General features: G+C 31.9%; 17 protein-coding genes. 8 read left to right on the forward strand and 9 right to left on the reverse strand.

Annotated features, from left to right (window positions below; translation table 11 throughout):
• Nucleotides 1-14 precede the first annotated feature (14 nt).
• From DMZ43_RS11570 to DMZ43_RS11580, 3 genes are all read left to right on the forward strand, one after another.
• Nucleotides 15-635: a toxin-antitoxin system YwqK family antitoxin gene (locus DMZ43_RS11570; RefSeq protein WP_131508410.1), complete on the forward strand. Its 621-nt coding sequence runs from the start codon at nucleotides 15-17 to the stop codon at nucleotides 633-635.
• Nucleotides 610-1,305: an SCO family protein gene (locus DMZ43_RS11575; protein WP_131508412.1), complete on the forward strand. Its 696-nt coding sequence runs from the start codon at nucleotides 610-612 to the stop codon at nucleotides 1,303-1,305. Before DMZ43_RS11570 ends, DMZ43_RS11575 begins: the two co-directional genes overlap by 26 nt.
• Nucleotides 1,306-1,399: 94 nt before the next feature.
• Nucleotides 1,400-2,497: an oxidoreductase gene (locus DMZ43_RS11580; RefSeq protein WP_131508414.1), complete on the forward strand. Its 1,098-nt coding sequence runs from the start codon at nucleotides 1,400-1,402 to the stop codon at nucleotides 2,495-2,497.
• Nucleotides 2,498-2,527: 30 nt separating this feature from the next.
• On the opposite strand, the gene DMZ43_RS11585 is transcribed toward DMZ43_RS11580, so the two are convergent.
• The 7 genes from DMZ43_RS11585 to DMZ43_RS11615 all read right to left on the reverse strand — a co-directional run bounded on the left by DMZ43_RS11585 (nucleotide 2,528) and on the right by DMZ43_RS11615 (nucleotide 9,519).
• Nucleotides 2,528-2,974: a Spy/CpxP family protein refolding chaperone gene (locus DMZ43_RS11585; RefSeq protein WP_131508416.1), complete on the reverse strand. Its 447-nt coding sequence runs from the start codon at nucleotides 2,972-2,974 to the stop codon at nucleotides 2,528-2,530.
• A gap of 2 nt (nucleotides 2,975-2,976) precedes the next feature.
• Nucleotides 2,977-3,477: a hypothetical protein gene (locus DMZ43_RS11590; RefSeq protein ID WP_131508418.1), complete on the reverse strand. Its 501-nt coding sequence runs from the start codon at nucleotides 3,475-3,477 to the stop codon at nucleotides 2,977-2,979.
• A 32-nt stretch (nucleotides 3,478-3,509) separates the two neighbouring features.
• A complete protein-coding gene (locus DMZ43_RS11595; protein ID WP_131508420.1) occupies nucleotides 3,510-4,052 on the reverse strand; it encodes an RNA polymerase sigma factor in 543 nt (180 codons plus the stop codon).
• A 306-nt stretch (nucleotides 4,053-4,358) separates the two neighbouring features.
• Nucleotides 4,359-6,182: an ABC transporter ATP-binding protein gene (locus tag DMZ43_RS11600; RefSeq protein ID WP_131508422.1), complete on the reverse strand. Its 1,824-nt coding sequence runs from the start codon at nucleotides 6,180-6,182 to the stop codon at nucleotides 4,359-4,361.
• Nucleotides 6,182-7,912, reverse strand: a complete 1,731-nt coding sequence (locus tag DMZ43_RS11605; protein WP_187347860.1) for a phospho-sugar mutase — start codon at nucleotides 7,910-7,912, stop codon at nucleotides 6,182-6,184. The genes DMZ43_RS11600 and DMZ43_RS11605 overlap by 1 nt, the downstream gene beginning before the upstream one ends.
• Nucleotides 7,913-7,996: 84 nt before the next feature.
• Nucleotides 7,997-8,944, reverse strand: a complete 948-nt coding sequence (locus tag DMZ43_RS11610; protein WP_131508424.1) for a glycosyltransferase family 2 protein — start codon at nucleotides 8,942-8,944, stop codon at nucleotides 7,997-7,999.
• Between the two features lie 44 nt (nucleotides 8,945-8,988).
• Nucleotides 8,989-9,519 carry a DUF4199 domain-containing protein gene (locus tag DMZ43_RS11615; RefSeq protein ID WP_131508426.1) on the reverse strand — a complete coding sequence of 177 codons (531 nt, stop codon included), beginning with the start codon at nucleotides 9,517-9,519 and terminating at the stop codon, nucleotides 8,989-8,991.
• Nucleotides 9,520-9,682: 163 nt separating this feature from the next.
• On the opposite strand from DMZ43_RS11615, the gene DMZ43_RS11620 reads away from it, so the two are divergent.
• The gene (locus tag DMZ43_RS11620; RefSeq protein WP_129761299.1) at nucleotides 9,683-9,934 is read left to right on the forward strand and encodes a type B 50S ribosomal protein L31; all 252 of its coding nucleotides are present in this window, start codon (nucleotides 9,683-9,685) and stop codon (nucleotides 9,932-9,934) included.
• A 137-nt stretch (nucleotides 9,935-10,071) separates the two neighbouring features.
• Nucleotides 10,072-11,247: a GlmU family protein gene (locus DMZ43_RS11625; protein WP_131508428.1), complete on the forward strand. Its 1,176-nt coding sequence runs from the start codon at nucleotides 10,072-10,074 to the stop codon at nucleotides 11,245-11,247.
• 51 nt (nucleotides 11,248-11,298) lie between these two features.
• On the opposite strand, the gene DMZ43_RS11630 is transcribed toward DMZ43_RS11625, so the two are convergent.
• Nucleotides 11,299-12,933: an ABC transporter substrate-binding protein gene (locus DMZ43_RS11630; RefSeq protein ID WP_131508430.1), complete on the reverse strand. Its 1,635-nt coding sequence runs from the start codon at nucleotides 12,931-12,933 to the stop codon at nucleotides 11,299-11,301.
• A 44-nt stretch (nucleotides 12,934-12,977) separates the two neighbouring features.
• On the opposite strand from DMZ43_RS11630, the gene mtaB reads away from it, so the two are divergent.
• Both mtaB and DMZ43_RS11640 read left to right on the forward strand, forming a co-directional pair.
• The gene (mtaB, locus tag DMZ43_RS11635; RefSeq protein ID WP_131508432.1) at nucleotides 12,978-14,309 is read left to right on the forward strand and encodes a tRNA (N(6)-L-threonylcarbamoyladenosine(37)-C(2))-methylthiotransferase MtaB; all 1,332 of its coding nucleotides are present in this window, start codon (nucleotides 12,978-12,980) and stop codon (nucleotides 14,307-14,309) included.
• A 93-nt stretch (nucleotides 14,310-14,402) separates the two neighbouring features.
• Nucleotides 14,403-14,885, forward strand: coding sequence for a hypothetical protein (locus tag DMZ43_RS11640; RefSeq protein ID WP_131508434.1), 483 nt, complete (start codon nucleotides 14,403-14,405; stop codon nucleotides 14,883-14,885).
• Nucleotides 14,886-14,937: 52 nt separating this feature from the next.
• Here the strand turns inward: DMZ43_RS11640 and DMZ43_RS11645 are convergent, their stop codons facing one another.
• Nucleotides 14,938-15,234, reverse strand: coding sequence for an N-acetyltransferase (locus DMZ43_RS11645; protein WP_187347861.1), 297 nt, complete (start codon nucleotides 15,232-15,234; stop codon nucleotides 14,938-14,940).
• A 161-nt stretch (nucleotides 15,235-15,395) separates the two neighbouring features.
• Between DMZ43_RS11645 and DMZ43_RS11650 the strand changes: the two genes are divergently transcribed.
• Nucleotides 15,396-16,058, forward strand: coding sequence for an alpha/beta hydrolase (locus DMZ43_RS11650; RefSeq protein WP_129761305.1), 663 nt, complete (start codon nucleotides 15,396-15,398; stop codon nucleotides 16,056-16,058).
• Nucleotides 16,059-16,153: the final 95 nt, after the last annotated feature.

A 16,153-nucleotide genomic window follows, 5' to 3' on the forward strand; every position in this document is an offset into this window, starting at 1 on the left:
TAATCGTTTTTATTATGAAACCAACATTGTTAATAATTGTTTTGGCAGTTCTTTTAGGTTGTGGTAACTCTCCTGATAAAACTGCAAACGTAAATGTATTATTGTCTACTGATACTGATGCTATAGCCATTGCTAATGTTGGAGTCTTAAAATCAGAGTTGGTTTTAAATCAAATAGAAGGAGTTTGGTATTATAATAATCAACCTTATAATGGTTACAGTTTAAAGTTCCATAAAAATGATTTGCTTAAGGAAAAACTAGGTTTTTTTAAAGGTAAACGACAAGGACAAGCAAAAACTTGGTCAGAACGTGGAGTATTACGTACAGTCTCATTTTATAACCAAAATAAATTAACAGGAGTTTATAAAAGTTACTGGGAAAACGGAAATTTAGCTTTGCAAGTTCATTACAAAGACGGGAAGAAACAAGGTGAAGAAAAGCAATGGTACCCAAATGGAACGTTGGCTAAACAACGATGGTTAGAAGATGGTAAAGAAAAAGGAATGCAAAAAGCATGGTTGTCTAACGGAAAGCTATATGTTAATTATGAAGTGAAAAACGGAAGAGTTTTTGGGCTAATGCGCTCCAATTCATGTTATAAATTAGAGAATGAAAAAGTTACTAAAAAGATATAATATAGACGTCGTTTCGGTTTGTATTGCATTAATAGTATTAAGTTGTAATAACACTATAAAGCCTAAACCGCCTAAAGCTTTAGAGACTAGTAGAGTTAACTATTTGCCTTACTATAATGAAGCTTCTTTTACACCTAATTGGATAACGCCAGGAACAGAGGAAGAAGCGCAATTTCATAAAATACCAGACTTTAAACTCGTTAACCAATTAGGAGACACAATAACCCAAAAGACTTTTGATAATAAAATATATATTACCGATTTCTTTTTTGCAAGTTGTCCAGGAATTTGCCCTCAAATGACTAGTAATATGTTTAAAGTACAAGAAGCGTTTTTAAATGATGATGAAGTATTGTTTTTGTCGCATTCTGTTACACCAAATAGAGATTCTGTTCCTGTTTTAAAAAAATATGCAGAAAAACATGGTGTAATTGAAAATAAATGGCATTTAGTAACAGGAAACAAATTAGATATATACAACTTAGGTAGAGAGCATTATTTTGTTGAAAATGATTTAGGCGAACCAAAAAACATTGAAGATTTTTTACATACTGAAAATTTCTTATTAATAGATAAAAATAAACACATAAGAGGAATCTATAATGGGTTAAATAGAGCTTCAATACAACAATTAATAATAGATATTAAAGCACTTAAAGACGAAAGCTAGATTGGTAACCTAGTTTTTTTTTGATTGATTGATGAGTGAAAAGCTTTGTGGTATATCGCAAAGCTTTTCTATTTTTAAGAAAAATATATTAAGGATGAGAATATTAGTTGTTGCTGTATTGCTAATTGTGTTAAGTTCATGTAATGATAAGGAAGCTAAAAGAAGCAATAGTTTTACAAGTGTTGAAATTGAAACTATTATTACCGAAGATTCATTATTAGATGTTAGAGCAATTAAAATTGCGAATGGCAAAGTTTGGTTTGCTGGTTCTAATGGTAATTTTGGTTTTGAATCAATTGATGAAATGAATAAAGAGAATTCAAATGTATTTGGTTCTTCAGATTTTGGTGAAAGATTGTCCTATTGGTCAAGACTTTTTAAATCAGATACTTCAGCGCTAGCCATTAGATCAATAGATAAGATTGAAGATGCATTATTTGTGTTGTCAATAGCTTCACCAGCCATGTTATATAAATTTGAAGACAATGAAATTAAACTTGTTTACCAAGAAAACCATCCAAAAGCATTTTACGATTCTATGGATTTTTGGAACGACCAAGAAGGTATTGCTATTGGTGATCCAACTGATGATTGTATGAGTGTAATAATTACAAGAGATGGTGGAGAAACATGGATTAAATTGCCTTGTGAAGATTTACCAAAAACTCTAGATGGCGAAGCCGCTTTTGCTGCAAGCGATACTAATATTGCTATAGTTGACAACTATACTTGGGTTGCTACAGGAGGAAAAACGAGCAGAATTTTATATTCACCAGATAAAGGGGCAACTTGGGAAGTTTATGATACTCCAATTATTCAAGGTGCAGTAACTACAGGAATGTACTCTTTGGATTTTTATGATGCACAACATGGTTTTGCAATAGGAGGAGATTATACCCAACCTAATGCTACTTTAAACAATAAAATACGAACAGAAGATGGAGGAAAAACATGGAGTGTGGTTGCTAACGGAAAAGGACCAGGTTATAGAAGTTGTGTGCAATATGTACCAAATAGTAATGCCAGAGAATTAGTTGCTGTAGGTTTTAAAGGAATTGACTACACTAATAATGCAGGAGATTCATGGAAACATCTTAGTGATGAAGGGTTTTATACCATAAGGTTTTTAAACGATTCAGTAGCTTATGCAGCTGGTAAAGGACGAATTTCTAAGCTTACTTTTAAGAACTAAAAAAAGAGCCTGAATAGGCTCTTTAATTATTTAGGGATTGTTTTTTCGTTCTTGTCGACGTTTTTTAAACTCTTCAAACATTTTTCGTTTAAAGTTTTCTTCGGCAGTTTTAAGCTGCAGGATTTTTTTTGAACTAATCACTTTTCTTAAACTGTCAAAAAAGTCAGTTCTTAAATTGTGTTTTTCGTTTTCTAGTTTTATAAGATCATCTAAAATAGCTTTAGCTTCAGCTTCAGAGATATCATTATTTATTTTTCGCTTCTTTTCTCTAGATAGTTCGCGTAGCATGTCTTCTTCTAGCTCATAAGCATTATATATAGGCCAAAACTTTTGTGCTTCACTTTCGGTAAGGTTTAAATGTTCTGTTATAAATGCTATTTTTAGCGCGTTAATGCGTTCTTTTTTTTCTTCATGAGATTGAGAAAAAGCAGTAGCAAAAAGGCAAATAAAACAAAGGGATACTATTAATTTTTTCATTATTAATCAGTAATTAAATCTTCAACAGTTGTGTTTTCAATAATATAATTTTCAAGGGTGTTTTCGGTTATTGATAGTTCCGAAAAGTCATAAATGCTAATGTCGTCATTGGTAACTAAAGAAGCAAAGTCCTCATTGGTAAAATCTTCTTCACTAATGTAGCTTTCAATAGATGTTAGCTCTAGGTCATCAAAACTTATTTGGTCTTCAGAACCAAAAAACAAATTAAAAGCTAAAACCATACATGCTGCAATTGCTGCAACTGACGCTGTTTTTTTCCAATTAAACAACTTTATAACTTTGGTTTCTGGTTGCGTTTTCACAGCATCTAACACCTTTACATCTAAATTTTCAAAATAAGACTCAGGTGCTTTAAATCCATTAGTATCTATTTTTGAAGATAGCTTAGCTTGATTTAGTATAGAATCGTCTAAACCTTCAAAATAGTTTTTTGGAGTTTTAAAGCCAGTTGTTTTAATATGTTCTAATTTTTTGTTTTTCATTTGTTTATTTGACTAAAATATACTCAAAAGGTTTAATTTGAGGTTAGGTAGTCTTCTATTTTTTTTACTGCAATATGGTAGGATGCTTTTAATGCTCCTTCGCTTGTATCTAGTATTTCAGCCATGTCTTTGTATTTTATATCATCAAAATATTTCATGTTGAATACAATTTGTTGCTTTTGAGGCAACGTTGCAATGGCTTGCTGTAATTTTAATTGTATATCGTCTCCTTCAAAGTATACATCAGCTTTTAAATTGGAAATTGAGTTTTGCTGAAGCTCTTCATTACTAATTTGAAGGTGTTTCGCATTTTTGTTTAAATGAGTTATAGATTCGTTGGTAGCGATACGATACATCCATGAAAACAATTTACTATCTCCTTTAAAATTATGAATGTTCTTATACACTTTTATAAATGTATTTTGAAGAACATCATCAGCATCGTCGTGTGAAATCACAATTTTCCGAATATGCCAATATAAGCGTTCCTTGTAAAGCGATAGTAATTCTTTAAAGGCTTGTTCTTTGGTGTTTTCGGTTCTTAATCTAAGTAATAGCTCTTTTTCGTCAGTCACTTATAAGTTTATTATTTAGACTTTTGAAAATATGAAAAGTTTAATTAAAAAGAGTGCTTTTTTATTTTAAAATTTAAAATACTGATTTGCAATATGTTAATATAATTTTTATCGATTAAGTGTAATGTAATTACGATGAAATGCATTTTTTTCTTGCTTTGTAAGAATTTTTGTTTTATGTTTACATCACCTAACCTACTAGCTTATTGCCAGTGTCCCCAAATCTGGTAATATAAAGAAAGGGATACATCCTAAATAGATGTATCCCTTTTATATTTACTTATTTATTTTAAGTGAAATAGTAGCTTATTCAAAACTTTGCATGTCTACAAGTTTTTTGTAAACACCATTTAAAGCAATAAGTTCGTTGTGTCTGCCTTGTTCGGCAATTTCACCTTTTTGCATAACTATAATTTCATCAGCATTTTGAATGGTAGACAGCCTATGCGCTATAACAATTGATGTTCTGTTTTTCATCATGTTTTCTAGTGCAACTTGTACTAAGCGTTCGCTTTCTGTGTCAAGGGCAGAAGTTGCTTCGTCTAAAATCATGATAGGAGGATTTTTTAAGACTGCTCTTGCAATGCTTAAACGTTGTTTTTGACCACCAGATAATTTTCCTCCAGAGTCGCCAATGTTGGTGTCTATTCCGTTAGGTAAATCTTTAACAAATTCCCAAGCATTAGCTACCTTTAATGCTTCAATAATTTCTTCATCAGTAGCATCTTTTTTACCAAGAAGAATATTATTTTTTACAGACTCGTTGAATAATATTGAATCTTGAGTAACCAATCCCATAAGGTTTCTCAACGATTTTTTAGTAAGATCTTTGATGTTATCACCATCAATTTCAATGCTACCTTTAGTAACATCATAAAAACGAGTTACAAGATTAGCAATTGTAGATTTTCCGCTGCCTGATTGCCCAACTAAAGCAATGGTTTTGCCTTTAGGTACTTTAATAGAAAAGTTTTTAAGCACTAGATCGTCTTCATATTTAAAAGACACATCGTTTATCGCTATTTCAGAATTAAAATCCGATTTGTTTTTGGCATTAGGTTTATCTTCAAGTGGAGAAGGTGTGTTTAGAATTTCCAGTACTCGTTCGGCAGCAGCATTTCCTTTTTTTACACTATAGCTTGCTTTACTTATTGCCTTTGCAGGTGTTAAGATATTGTATGCTAATCCCATATAAACAATAAATAAACCAGCCTCTAAGCTACCATCAATTAATACCATTTGTCCTCCATACCATAGTAGAATGGAAATAACCAAAATACCTAAAAACTCACTAGTTGGCGATGCTAAATTTTGACGGTTAAGTAGGTTGTTTGAAAACTTGTTGAATCGTGTTGTAGATTCTTTAAACTTTTCGCCAAATATCTTTTGAGAGTTAAAACCTTTAATCACTTTAAGTCCACCAAGAGTTTCTTCAATGATAGATAGTAATTGACCTTGCTCACTTTGAACTCTATCAGAGCGTTTTTTTAAACTTTTTCCAATTCTGGAAATAATAAAACCAGAAACAGGAATAAAAATAAAAACAAACAACGTGAGTTTAGCACTAATGAGAAACATGGTAATGATTGTAAATAGTATCATTAACGGTTCTCTAACAATAAGTTCTAGTATCGACAAGAATGAGGTTTGTATTTCTTGAACATCAGTTGTTATTCTAGCAATAGTATCTCCTTTTCGTTTTTCAGAAAAATAAGCGATAGGTAAATCTACCACTTTGTCATACAGTTCATTTCTTATGTCTTTTAAAACACCGTTTCTTAAAAAGGTGATAAAGTACATTGCTAAATAGCTAAATAGGTTTTTTAGTAAAAACATACTTACTACCAAAACTACCATAAAAATAAGGACATCGTCATGTCCTTCGTTAGCTTTTTGAGTAACAAAGTAATTTAAATAGCTTTCTAAATAATCTTTAATTTTAGAAATGCCTTCCCAAGTTGGCTTAGTGTTTATTTGTTTGGTTTTATCAAATAACACATTAAGCATTGGAAATAGTGAAACCATAGCTAAAGTACCAAACAATGCATAAAAAACATTGCTTATAATATTAAGTACAGCATAACTTTTATAAGGTTTCGCAAAGCGAAGTATTTGCTTAAAGTAATTCATTAATTTATTTTCATGTCGTCAACAATGGCGTCAATTTTCGATTCCAATTTTTGTTCCACTGTTTTAAAGTCTGACACATTGTCTAATGTAGTGTTTACGCTGATGTAAAGCTTAATTTTTGGTTCGGTACCACTTGGTCTAAGTGCTATTTTACTACCATCTTCGGTATAGTAAATCAATACGTTAGATTTTGGAATATCAATGGCTTCTTCAGTATTGTTTTTTACATCTTTTGCAATAGATAATTGGTAGTCTTCAATTCTAATTACTTTTGAGCCATTAACTTCTTTTAACGGATTTTCTCTAGCATCAATCATCATTTGCTTAATTTCTTGAGCGCCTTCAATTCCTTTTTTGGTTAATGATATTAATCGCTCTTTATACAATCCATGTTCAGCGTATAAATCAATTAATGCTTCATATAGTGTTTTACCTTCAGCTTTTGCTTGAGCAGCAATTTCACAAGCTAAAAGGGTAGAGGTTACAGCATCTTTGTCTCTTACGAAATCACCAACCATGAATCCAAAACTTTCTTCACCACCACCAATAAAATCCATATTAGGGAAGTCTTTAATCATTTTAGCAATCCATTTAAAACCAGTTAAACCAATTTTGCATTCTACATCATAAGCATTTGCTAAAACCGACATCATAGGTGTAGACACAATTGTGGAGCCTACAAATTGACTGCCATTGATTTTGCCAGAGTTTTTCCATTGTTTTAATAAGAAATCAGTCATTAAAATCATGGTTTGGTTACCATTTAAAATCACCAATTCATTATCTAGGTTTCTTACAGCAACACCCAAGCGGTCACAATCAGGATCAGTGCCAATTACAATATCTCCATTTACTTTTTCAGCAAGTTCCATAGCCATTTTTAAAGCTTCGGGTTCTTCAGGATTTGGTGATGCCACAGTAGGGAAATCGCCATTAGGGTGACGCTGTTCTTCTACTATATTTACATTGGTATAGCCTGCTCTTTTTAGAGTTTCAGGAACAGCAGTAATTGAGGTTCCGTGTAAAGAGGTAAATACAATATTTAAGTTTTCTCTAGCTTCTGTGGAGGTGTTAAAACTTCCATTTTTTACTGAGTTATCAATAAACACATTATCAATAGCCTCACCTATGTATTCGATTAAATCTGTATTTGCTTCAAATTTAATTTCAGAATAATCCAACTTGTTTATTTCAGCAATAATTTCAGCATCTTGTGGTGGTACTAATTGTCCGCCATCTTGCCAATATACTTTGTATCCATTGTATTCTGGTGGATTGTGTGAAGCAGTAAGTACAATTCCGCAGTGACAACCTAAATGTTTTAGCGTAAATGAAAGTTCAGGAGTAGCTCTTAAATCTTCAAATAAATACACTTGAATTCCGTTTGCCGAAAATACATCTGCTACAACTTTACCAAAAGTGTTACTGTTGTGTCTACAATCATAAGCAATGGCAACTTTTATAGTTTCTCCAGAAAATACTTGTTTTAAGTAATTGCTTAGTCCTTGTGTGTTTTTTCCTAGTGTGTATTTGTTAATTCGGTTAGTGCCAAGTCCCATAATACCTCTCATTCCTCCAGTACCAAACTCAAGGTCTTTGTAAAAGCATTCTTTAAGCTCTTTTGGGTTGGTTGCAATTAAATGTTTTATCTGTTGTTGAGTGTTATCGTCAAAAGTTGGTGTTAACCAAGTGTTCACTCTCTCTAATAATTCTGGTTCAATATAAATCATAAGTTATCTGAAATTGTATATAACAAAAATAAACAATTAGGTAAATGTTAAAGTTTAATTAGGCGTTAATTTATAAGAAAAGGATTATAAATTTAGTTCATCCTTAACCAAATAGCGTTTTTTGTCCTGCTTACTTCTTAAAATAATCTCACCTAAAAACCCAGCAACAAAAAACTGTGTTCCAATAATCATAGTGGCTAGTGAGATGTAAAATTGTGGTCGTTGGGTTATGAGTCGACCTGTAGGGTTTAAAAAGAGTTTATCTATTCCTAAGTATAGTGCAAACCCAAATCCAATGGCAAACATAATCACTCCAAGAGCACCAAAAAGATGCATAGGACGTTTACCAAAACGCGATAAAAACCAAATGGTGATAAGGTCTAGAAAACCATTAATAAAACGTTCCATTCCAAATTTGGTTTCGCCATATTTTCTGGCTTGATGTTGCACCACTTTTTCACCAATTTTAGTAAAACCAGCATTTTTGGCAAGCACAGGAATGTATCTGTGCATTTCGCCATTAACATCAATGTTTTTTACAACTTTATTATTGTATGATTTTAAACCGCAATTAAAATCGTGCAATTTTACGCCTGATGTTTTTCGTGCAGCCCAATTAAAAAGTTTGGAAGGTAGATTTTTAGAAATTACGGAGTCGAAGCGTTTCTTTTTCCAGCCAGAAACCAAATCGTAACCCTCTTTAACAATCATATTGTAAAGCTCAGGGATTTCGTCAGGATTGTCTTGTAAATCGGCATCCATAGTAATTACTACGTCGCCTTTTGCTTTTTCAAAACCAGCGTGTAGTGCTTGCGATTTCCCAAAGTTTTTAAGAAACCTAATGCCTTTTACATTTGGATTTTTATTAGATAACGATGTAATGGTCTCCCAAGAGCCATCAGTACTACCATCGTCAATAAATAGAATTTCATAAGAAAAATGATTGGATTGCATAACATTTGCAATCCAATCATGTAATTCTGTTAAAGAGTCGCTCTCGTTAAGTAGTGGTATGACTACTGATATGTTCATGTAAATGATTTCTAAATTCTATCGTTCAAAAATAAAGAAATTATTTAAGCTACGTTAGGATCTTTCTTTTTCATTGACAATGCAACAATTAATCCAATTACTGCGTAGAAAATTAATTGAAAAGCAACCGATTTTAGCTGATTTCCTATAGCAAATTGATTTTGGTCAGCCATTTCTGCAATAGCTTTGTCAATCTCAGATTGAGGAGCTCCAAAATTTTCCATCATTTGTCGAGAAGCTTCAATGACATTTTCTTTTAAAATTTCAGCAGCTTCAGGATCAATAACATTAAATAATAAAACACTCACTGCTGTACTTAAAATAAAGCCTATTGCTATTGTAATGAAATACGAGGAAAATGCTTGTTTAAAAGAAATAAATCCTCCTAAAAGGCTTTTAGATTTTACTGTAGATACAATTCCAAAAATTAAGATGACCAAGAATAATATGATACCTAACCACCATTTAGTCAACATTTCTAGGTTAACAGCATAAAATAAAACTGTTATTGTAGAAAGAAATAAACCAAGGTATAAGCCATAGTTTATTGATGAAGATTTAATCGATTTTTCCATAAGTTTTAGTTAATTTATTAGTTTATATATCTAATATGTATTCAAAGATAACAAAACGTTACATGAATTTTAAGAAATAAAAAACAATAAAAAGATTGTACAATAATAAAATTTGCTTAAATTTGCACCTCGAAAAAAACGAAACGATAATAAAGCATTAGAGATGAAAAAAGGTATACATCCAGAAAATTATAGACTTGTAGCATTCAAAGATATGTCTAATGATGATGTATTTTTAACGAAGTCAACTGCAGATACTACAGAAACTTTAGAAGTAGATGGTGTAGAGTATCCGTTAGTAAAATTAGAGATTTCTAGAACATCTCACCCATACTACACTGGTAAATCTAAATTAGTTGATACAGCAGGACGTATTGACAAGTTTAAAAACAAATACGCGAAATTCAAGAAATAAATTTCTCGAAAATATATTTATTAAAGCCTTTCAACTATTGAAAGGCTTTTTTATTTTAGGCAATTAAGTTACTTTTGGATAAATGAAAGTTTAGGTTTTAAAAGACAACTCTAAACTTTAAACTTTAAACTTTTATTATGAATTATATTCTTTTTGATGGTCCTTGTCGTAACAGTTTGTTGCCATTTACCTATACAAGACCAGTTGCCGATATACGTGTAGGAATTTTAACCATTAGGGAAAAATGGGAAATGTACCTTGGTTATACTACCACAACTTTAACCGAAGATTACTTATCCAATAAATACCCAATGGTTGAAATGGATGAGAATGTAATGATTAATGCATCGTATGTGCCAAACTTTGAGCTTGCAGAAATGGTGAAAAGCCTTGAAGAAAATCAGGCGATTTTTAAGGATGAAGACGTTATTGCATTTTTTACTAAAGACACACAAGATGATGTGGATTTTGAAACCTATGAAGCGATTGAGTTTAATGCTGAAGTTATAAAGATTGAATACACTTGGGATATTTTCTCTAAAAATGGTAATGCTATAGCTGAAGATTTTGAGCTTTTAACAAAAGGTCGAAAATCGCAACCAATACCTGCAAGTAACAATACCATTGAAGCAAGCAACATTTTTATAGAAGAAGGCGCAAAACTAGAGTTTGTAACTTTAAATGCTACTAATGGTCCAATTTACATAGGTAAAGATGCCGAAATAATGGAAGGTAGTATTATAAGAGGTCCTTTTGCGTTATGTGATCATGCTACTGTAAAATTAGGAGCCAAAATTTATGGTCCTACAACGGTTGGTCCACATAGTAAGGTTGGAGGAGAGGTAAATAACTCGGTAATTTTTGGATATTCAAACAAGGGACACGATGGGTTTTTAGGAAATTCAGTTTTAGGAGAATGGTGTAATCTTGGTGCAGACACCAATAATTCCAACCTTAAAAATAATTATGCTGAAGTAAGACTGTGGAGTTATGAAACCGAAGGTTTTGCAAGAACAGGCTTGCAGTTTTGTGGCTTAATGATGGGAGATCATAGCAAATGTGGTATTAACACTATGTTTAATACAGGAACAGTAGTTGGTGTAAGTTCAAATATTTTTGGTAGTGGATTTCCAAGAAATTTTGTGCCAAGTTTTAGTTGGGGAGGAAATAGCGGATTTACAACATATCTAACTAAAAAAGCATTTGAGGTTGCAAAGGTAGTTATGCAACGTAGGTCAATTGAATTTACACAACAAGATGCTGATATTTTAGAGCATGTGTTTGAAATCACTCAAAAATACAGAACTAAATAAAGTAGTGGAGTGTTGTCAAACAAGTTGATGAAATTGAAACTATAGGAAAATCTATTGAAGAGTAGTTTTTCTCACCTTTTTTAATTCCAATAAATTAATAGGGTTAATCCCTAGTCCGTTTACATTTTTTCTTGTAAAACGAACGACTTCATCGTAAAACATAACCACAACAGGAGCGTCTTGCATGATTAAACTATCCATTTTGGTGTAAAGTGCTTCACGTGTTTTAGTGTTGGTTTCAGTAAAAGCTTGTTCGTACCAAGTGTCAAATAATTCATTTTTAAAATGTGTGTAGTTTGGACCATTAGGAGCAAAATTTTTGCTGTAGTAAAGGGATAGGTAGTTTTCAGCATCAGGATAATCGGCAACCCAACTTGCACGAAACATGTCTAATTTACCATTTGCCTTAGCGTCTTTTAAAGTAGCCGCAGGAATAACATCTACATTTACTTGTAAACCAACTTTTTGAAGTTCACGTTGTATATATTCGCAAAAACTCAAATAATTACTAGTTGTTGTAATGGTAATGCTTGGTTGGGTAATTCCTGTTTCAGCTTTAAAATCATCAATAAGTTGTTTGGCTTTTTCAGGTTGATAACTGTAACCTGTCTGTTCGTTATAACCAGGTAATCCCTTTGGGATAAATCCACCATTGGCAGGAATACCAATACCATTTCGCAAGTAAGTCATCATTTTATGTCTGTCGAACCCATAATTTACTGCTTGTCGTAATAGTTTGGATTGAATTTCGCTAACTTCAGAATCTAAATAAAACGCTAAATATTCAGTATTTAGATAAGGACCTCTAATGATGTCAACGTCTGTTTTGTATTGAGCTCTAAGTTCTCCTTTTGAGGTTAAAATTTCATCTTTATAAGAAGCATCTAAACCAGATACATAATCAATATTTCCTTGAGCAAATTGTAAAAATTCACTTTGTTTGTCTGGTAAAAATGTAATAGCAACTGCTTCTAAATACGGAAGTTGGTTTCCGTTTGTATCCTTTTCAAAATACAAATTATTTTTCCTGAATACGAGTTTAATATTTTCTTCCCAACGTTTAAATTTAAAAGGACCAGTTCCAATAGGATTACTTCTAAAATCAGAACCATAATGCGCTACAATTTCTTTAGGAACAACCGAACAATATTTCATAGTCAGTAATCCTAAAAAAGCAGGAAAAGGTTGTTTTAACTGTATTTGAAAAACAGTATCGTTAACCGCTTTAAAATTGGCAACTTTGTTTAATACCCAACTTCCAGGAGAGGCAACTTGTTTGTCTTGTAATCGGTTTAAACTGTACTCAAAATCTTGAGCAGTAACAGTTCTTGTAGAGTCTTTTCCAAACAACTCGTGTTTGTGAAAATAAACGTCATTTCGTAAGTTAAACGTGTAAGTTGTTGCGCTGTCTGTAACAGTCCAGTTTTTAGCAATACAAGGTATTACGTTAAGGCTGTCATCCATTTGTACCAAACCGTTAAACAATTGGTTAGTTGCCCAAATATCGGCATTGTCTTTTGAAAACGCAGGATCTAATGAACCAATGTTTTTATGTTCATTGTATCTAAAAACTGAATTTGAATTGCTTTGATTGTTGCTTTCACATGAGATTAGAATAAAAATTGCACAACATATTGATATGTAGTGTGGTAGTTCTGAGCTACTAAGAAAAAAGCGTTTTACCATTTTATTTATTAGTTGTAAATTTGCAACTTGGTAAAAGTACAAGAATGAACGGAAGAAAAAAAGTAGCATTTTACACTTTGGGTTGTAAGCTTAATTTTTCTGAAACTTCTACTATAGCAAGAGGTTTTAAGGATGAAGGCTTTGATCGTGTTGATTTTTCTGAAACAGCAGATATATATGTTATCAATACATGTTCTGTTACCGAAAATGCTGATAAACGATTTAAAACTATAGTTAAACAAGCTCAAAAATCTAATCCAGAAGCTTTTGTTGCAGCAGTAGGTTGTTATGCGCAATTAAAACCTCAGGAGTTGGCAGATGTTGATGGTGTTGATCTTGTGCTTGGTGCTACCGAAAAATTCAAAATTACCGACTACATTAATGACCTGAGCAAAAATGACTTTGGAGAAGTGCATTCTTGCGATATTGACGATGCCGATTTTTATGTTGGTTCCTATTCTATAGGTGATAGAACAAGAGCATTTTTAAAAGTACAAGATGGCTGCGACTATAAATGTACTTACTGTACAATACCATTAGCTAGAGGTATTTCGCGGAGCGATACCATGGATAATGTTATTAAAAATGCCAAAGAAATCTCTGAAAAAGACATTAAAGAAATTGTACTTACTGGTGTTAACATTGGCGATTATGGTAAGGGCGAATTTGGTAACAAGCGTCATGAACATACGTTTTTAGATTTAGTAACCGAACTTGATAAGGTAGAAGGTATTGAGCGTTTACGTATATCTTCAATAGAACCTAACCTTTTAAAGAATGAAACCATTGAGTTGGTTTCACAGTCTAGAGCTTTTGTGCCTCATTTTCATATTCCATTACAAAGTGGAAGTAATGATATTCTAAAAAAAATGAAGCGTCGTTATATGCGAGAACTTTATGTGGATAGAGTTGCCAAAATACGAGAAATAATGCCTAATGCTTGTATAGGTGTTGATGTTATTGTTGGTTTTCCTGGTGAAACTGATGAGCGTTTTTTAGAAACGTATAATTTTCTGTCCGATTTAGATATCTCGTATCTTCATGTGTTTACCTATTCTGAAAGAGATAATACCGAAGCTGCAAAAATGGATGGCGTTGTTCCTAAAAACGTAAGGTCAAAGCGTAGTAAAATGTTACGAGGTTTATCGGTTAAAAAACGTAGAGCATTTTATGAAAGCCAAATTGGAACACAACGACAAGTGTTATTTGAAAGCGAAAATAAAGAAGGTTACATTCATGGGTTTACCGAAAACTACGTAAAAGTAAAATCGCCTTGGAATCCACATTTAGTAAATACGATTCACGATGTGGAGCTTACCAAAATTGATGACGATGGTATTGTACGTTTTGATTTGATAAATCAGGAAGCGGTTTAAATACTGTTAATCTTATATTTTTAGCGTTTCATCTAAATTATAACAGCTAACTTGTTAGAGGTTATATATTTACTGCAAATTAATTGGTCCCATATGAAAAACCTACTCTCACTTGCAGTACTTTGCATTTCGTTTACTACACTATTTTCTTGTTCTAAAGACAGCAATAACGATTCAAATCTTGTTGGTATATGGAAATTAACTAATTATGATATTAGTATTTCTACTGATGTGGATAAAGATGGAGTAGAGCACAAAAATATTTTAAATGAAATAGTTTGTAACGTCAATGAAACATTAGAGTTTGAAACTAATAAATCTATGACTTCTAGCGATTCTTTTCATCACGAAGTAAAAGTATCTAAGGTTGATGATTCCTATTTAGTAAATGTTGAATGTAGTGATGGTTATATAAGTTCTATTAATGTGCTTACTGAAGAAGAGTTTACCGAGTACGAATCGTATATTGAAGGTAACCAGCTAACCTTAGTCTATGCAAATGCAGTTAAAGTTTATAACGAAGACTTCACAGAAGTGATTGAAACCAAAGATTTAATAAAAGTTTACACTAAGTAACAACTTGAGAAATATAAAAAAACCGAAGTAAAAGCTTCGGTTTTTTTGTGAGTTATATTCTAATGCCAACTGGGAGCATTTTTTTGTAGCGTCTATTTCTTCTGATAAATTTTGCAATTTCAGGACTTGTAGGAACTACGCTTATATTTCTTTCTTGTATGTTTTCAAAAACAAGTTTTAAAAAATCCTCTTCAAATCCTTCAGAGTTAATACATTCTGGAATTATTAGTTTTGTTAAAAAAATCTTTCGATCTTGGAGTGAATATTCAATTTTTGCTAATTGGTCATCAATTTTTAGCTCAAATTGACGTAAAAAGTCATTGTCTATTAGTTCAGCTGCATCAATCATAATAAATTAATTTTAATCTAAGGTCGGTAAGGATAAAAACTACAATTTGTATAGTTTTGCAATGCAAATTTATAAAAAATATCGCACATATTAAAGTATAGTGATGGTTAAATGCTTATGGAATAAACTATTAAGATTTTTAAAACTACAATAGCTCTAAAATGAAACAAGATATCATACATGTTTACTTTATGCCTGGTATGGCAGCTAATCCATCAATTTTTGAGTACATTAAGCTCCCTGAAGACCAATTTGAAATGCATTGGTTAGAGTGGGTGTTACCTCTAGATAATGAAACTTTAGAAGGCTATGCGAAACGTATGGTAAAAAAGATTGAACATAAAAACATAGTGCTTCTTGGAGTGTCTTTTGGAGGTATTTTGGTTCAGGAAATGAGCAAATTTATAGACTGCAAAAAAGTAATAGTAGTTTCAAGTGTAAAGTCTAAACACGAGTTACCAAAACGTATGAAGGTGGCAAAGTTTACTAAGGCCTATAAATTGTTGCCTACACAACTAATGAGTAATGTAGAGTTGTTAGCAAAATACGCTCTTGGTAATACAGTAAAGAAAAGAGTGGAACTGTATAAAAAATACCTTTCAGTAAATGATAAAAAGTACTTGGATTGGGCAATTGAGCAAGTGATTACCTGGAAACAAGAAAAACCACATCCAAACGCTATTTATATTCATGGAAATAAAGACATGGTTTTTAACCATTCGTGCTCTGGAGACTGTATAGTTATTGAAGGAGGAACGCATATCATGATTATAAATAAGTATAAATGGTTTAACGAAAATTTACCAAATCTTATATTAAACTAATTTTGAAAGCATTGTAGATTTCTCTACATTTATAAAAACAAATTTGTGAAATATTCATTGTGTCAAAGCGTTGTAAATGCTGAAAAAATGAACTT

It is taken from the genome of Meridianimaribacter sp. CL38, from assembly GCF_004328055.1.
Lineage (GTDB): Bacteria > Bacteroidota > Bacteroidia > Flavobacteriales > Flavobacteriaceae > Gaetbulibacter_B > Gaetbulibacter_B jejuensis.

What these genes read in the sequence shown, in the direction of transcription:
- DMZ43_RS11570 (WP_131508410.1), top strand. Translation starts at nt 15, where the DNA reads ATGAAACCAACATTGTTAATAATTGTTTTGGCAGTTCTTTTAGGTTGT.
- DMZ43_RS11575 (WP_131508412.1), top strand. Translation starts at nt 610, where the DNA reads ATGAAAAAGTTACTAAAAAGATATAATATAGACGTCGTTTCGGTTTGT.
- DMZ43_RS11580 (WP_131508414.1), top strand. Translation starts at nt 1,400, where the DNA reads ATGAGAATATTAGTTGTTGCTGTATTGCTAATTGTGTTAAGTTCATGT.
- DMZ43_RS11585 (WP_131508416.1), bottom strand. Translation starts at nt 2,974, where the DNA reads ATGAAAAAATTAATAGTATCCCTTTGTTTTATTTGCCTTTTTGCTACT.
- DMZ43_RS11590 (WP_131508418.1), bottom strand. Translation starts at nt 3,477, where the DNA reads ATGAAAAACAAAAAATTAGAACATATTAAAACAACTGGCTTTAAAACT.
- DMZ43_RS11600 (WP_131508422.1), bottom strand. Translation starts at nt 6,182, where the DNA reads ATGAATTACTTTAAGCAAATACTTCGCTTTGCGAAACCTTATAAAAGT.
- DMZ43_RS11605 (WP_187347860.1), bottom strand. Translation starts at nt 7,912, where the DNA reads ATGATTTATATTGAACCAGAATTATTAGAGAGAGTGAACACTTGGTTA.
- DMZ43_RS11610 (WP_131508424.1), bottom strand. Translation starts at nt 8,944, where the DNA reads ATGAACATATCAGTAGTCATACCACTACTTAACGAGAGCGACTCTTTA.
- DMZ43_RS11615 (WP_131508426.1), bottom strand. Translation starts at nt 9,519, where the DNA reads ATGGAAAAATCGATTAAATCTTCATCAATAAACTATGGCTTATACCTT.
- DMZ43_RS11620 (WP_129761299.1), top strand. Translation starts at nt 9,683, where the DNA reads ATGAAAAAAGGTATACATCCAGAAAATTATAGACTTGTAGCATTCAAA.
- DMZ43_RS11625 (WP_131508428.1), top strand. Translation starts at nt 10,072, where the DNA reads ATGAATTATATTCTTTTTGATGGTCCTTGTCGTAACAGTTTGTTGCCA.
- DMZ43_RS11630 (WP_131508430.1), bottom strand. Translation starts at nt 12,933, where the DNA reads ATGGTAAAACGCTTTTTTCTTAGTAGCTCAGAACTACCACACTACATA.
- mtaB (WP_131508432.1), top strand. Translation starts at nt 12,978, where the DNA reads ATGAACGGAAGAAAAAAAGTAGCATTTTACACTTTGGGTTGTAAGCTT.
- DMZ43_RS11640 (WP_131508434.1), top strand. Translation starts at nt 14,403, where the DNA reads ATGAAAAACCTACTCTCACTTGCAGTACTTTGCATTTCGTTTACTACA.
- DMZ43_RS11645 (WP_187347861.1), bottom strand. Translation starts at nt 15,234, where the DNA reads ATGATTGATGCAGCTGAACTAATAGACAATGACTTTTTACGTCAATTT.
- DMZ43_RS11650 (WP_129761305.1), top strand. Translation starts at nt 15,396, where the DNA reads ATGAAACAAGATATCATACATGTTTACTTTATGCCTGGTATGGCAGCT.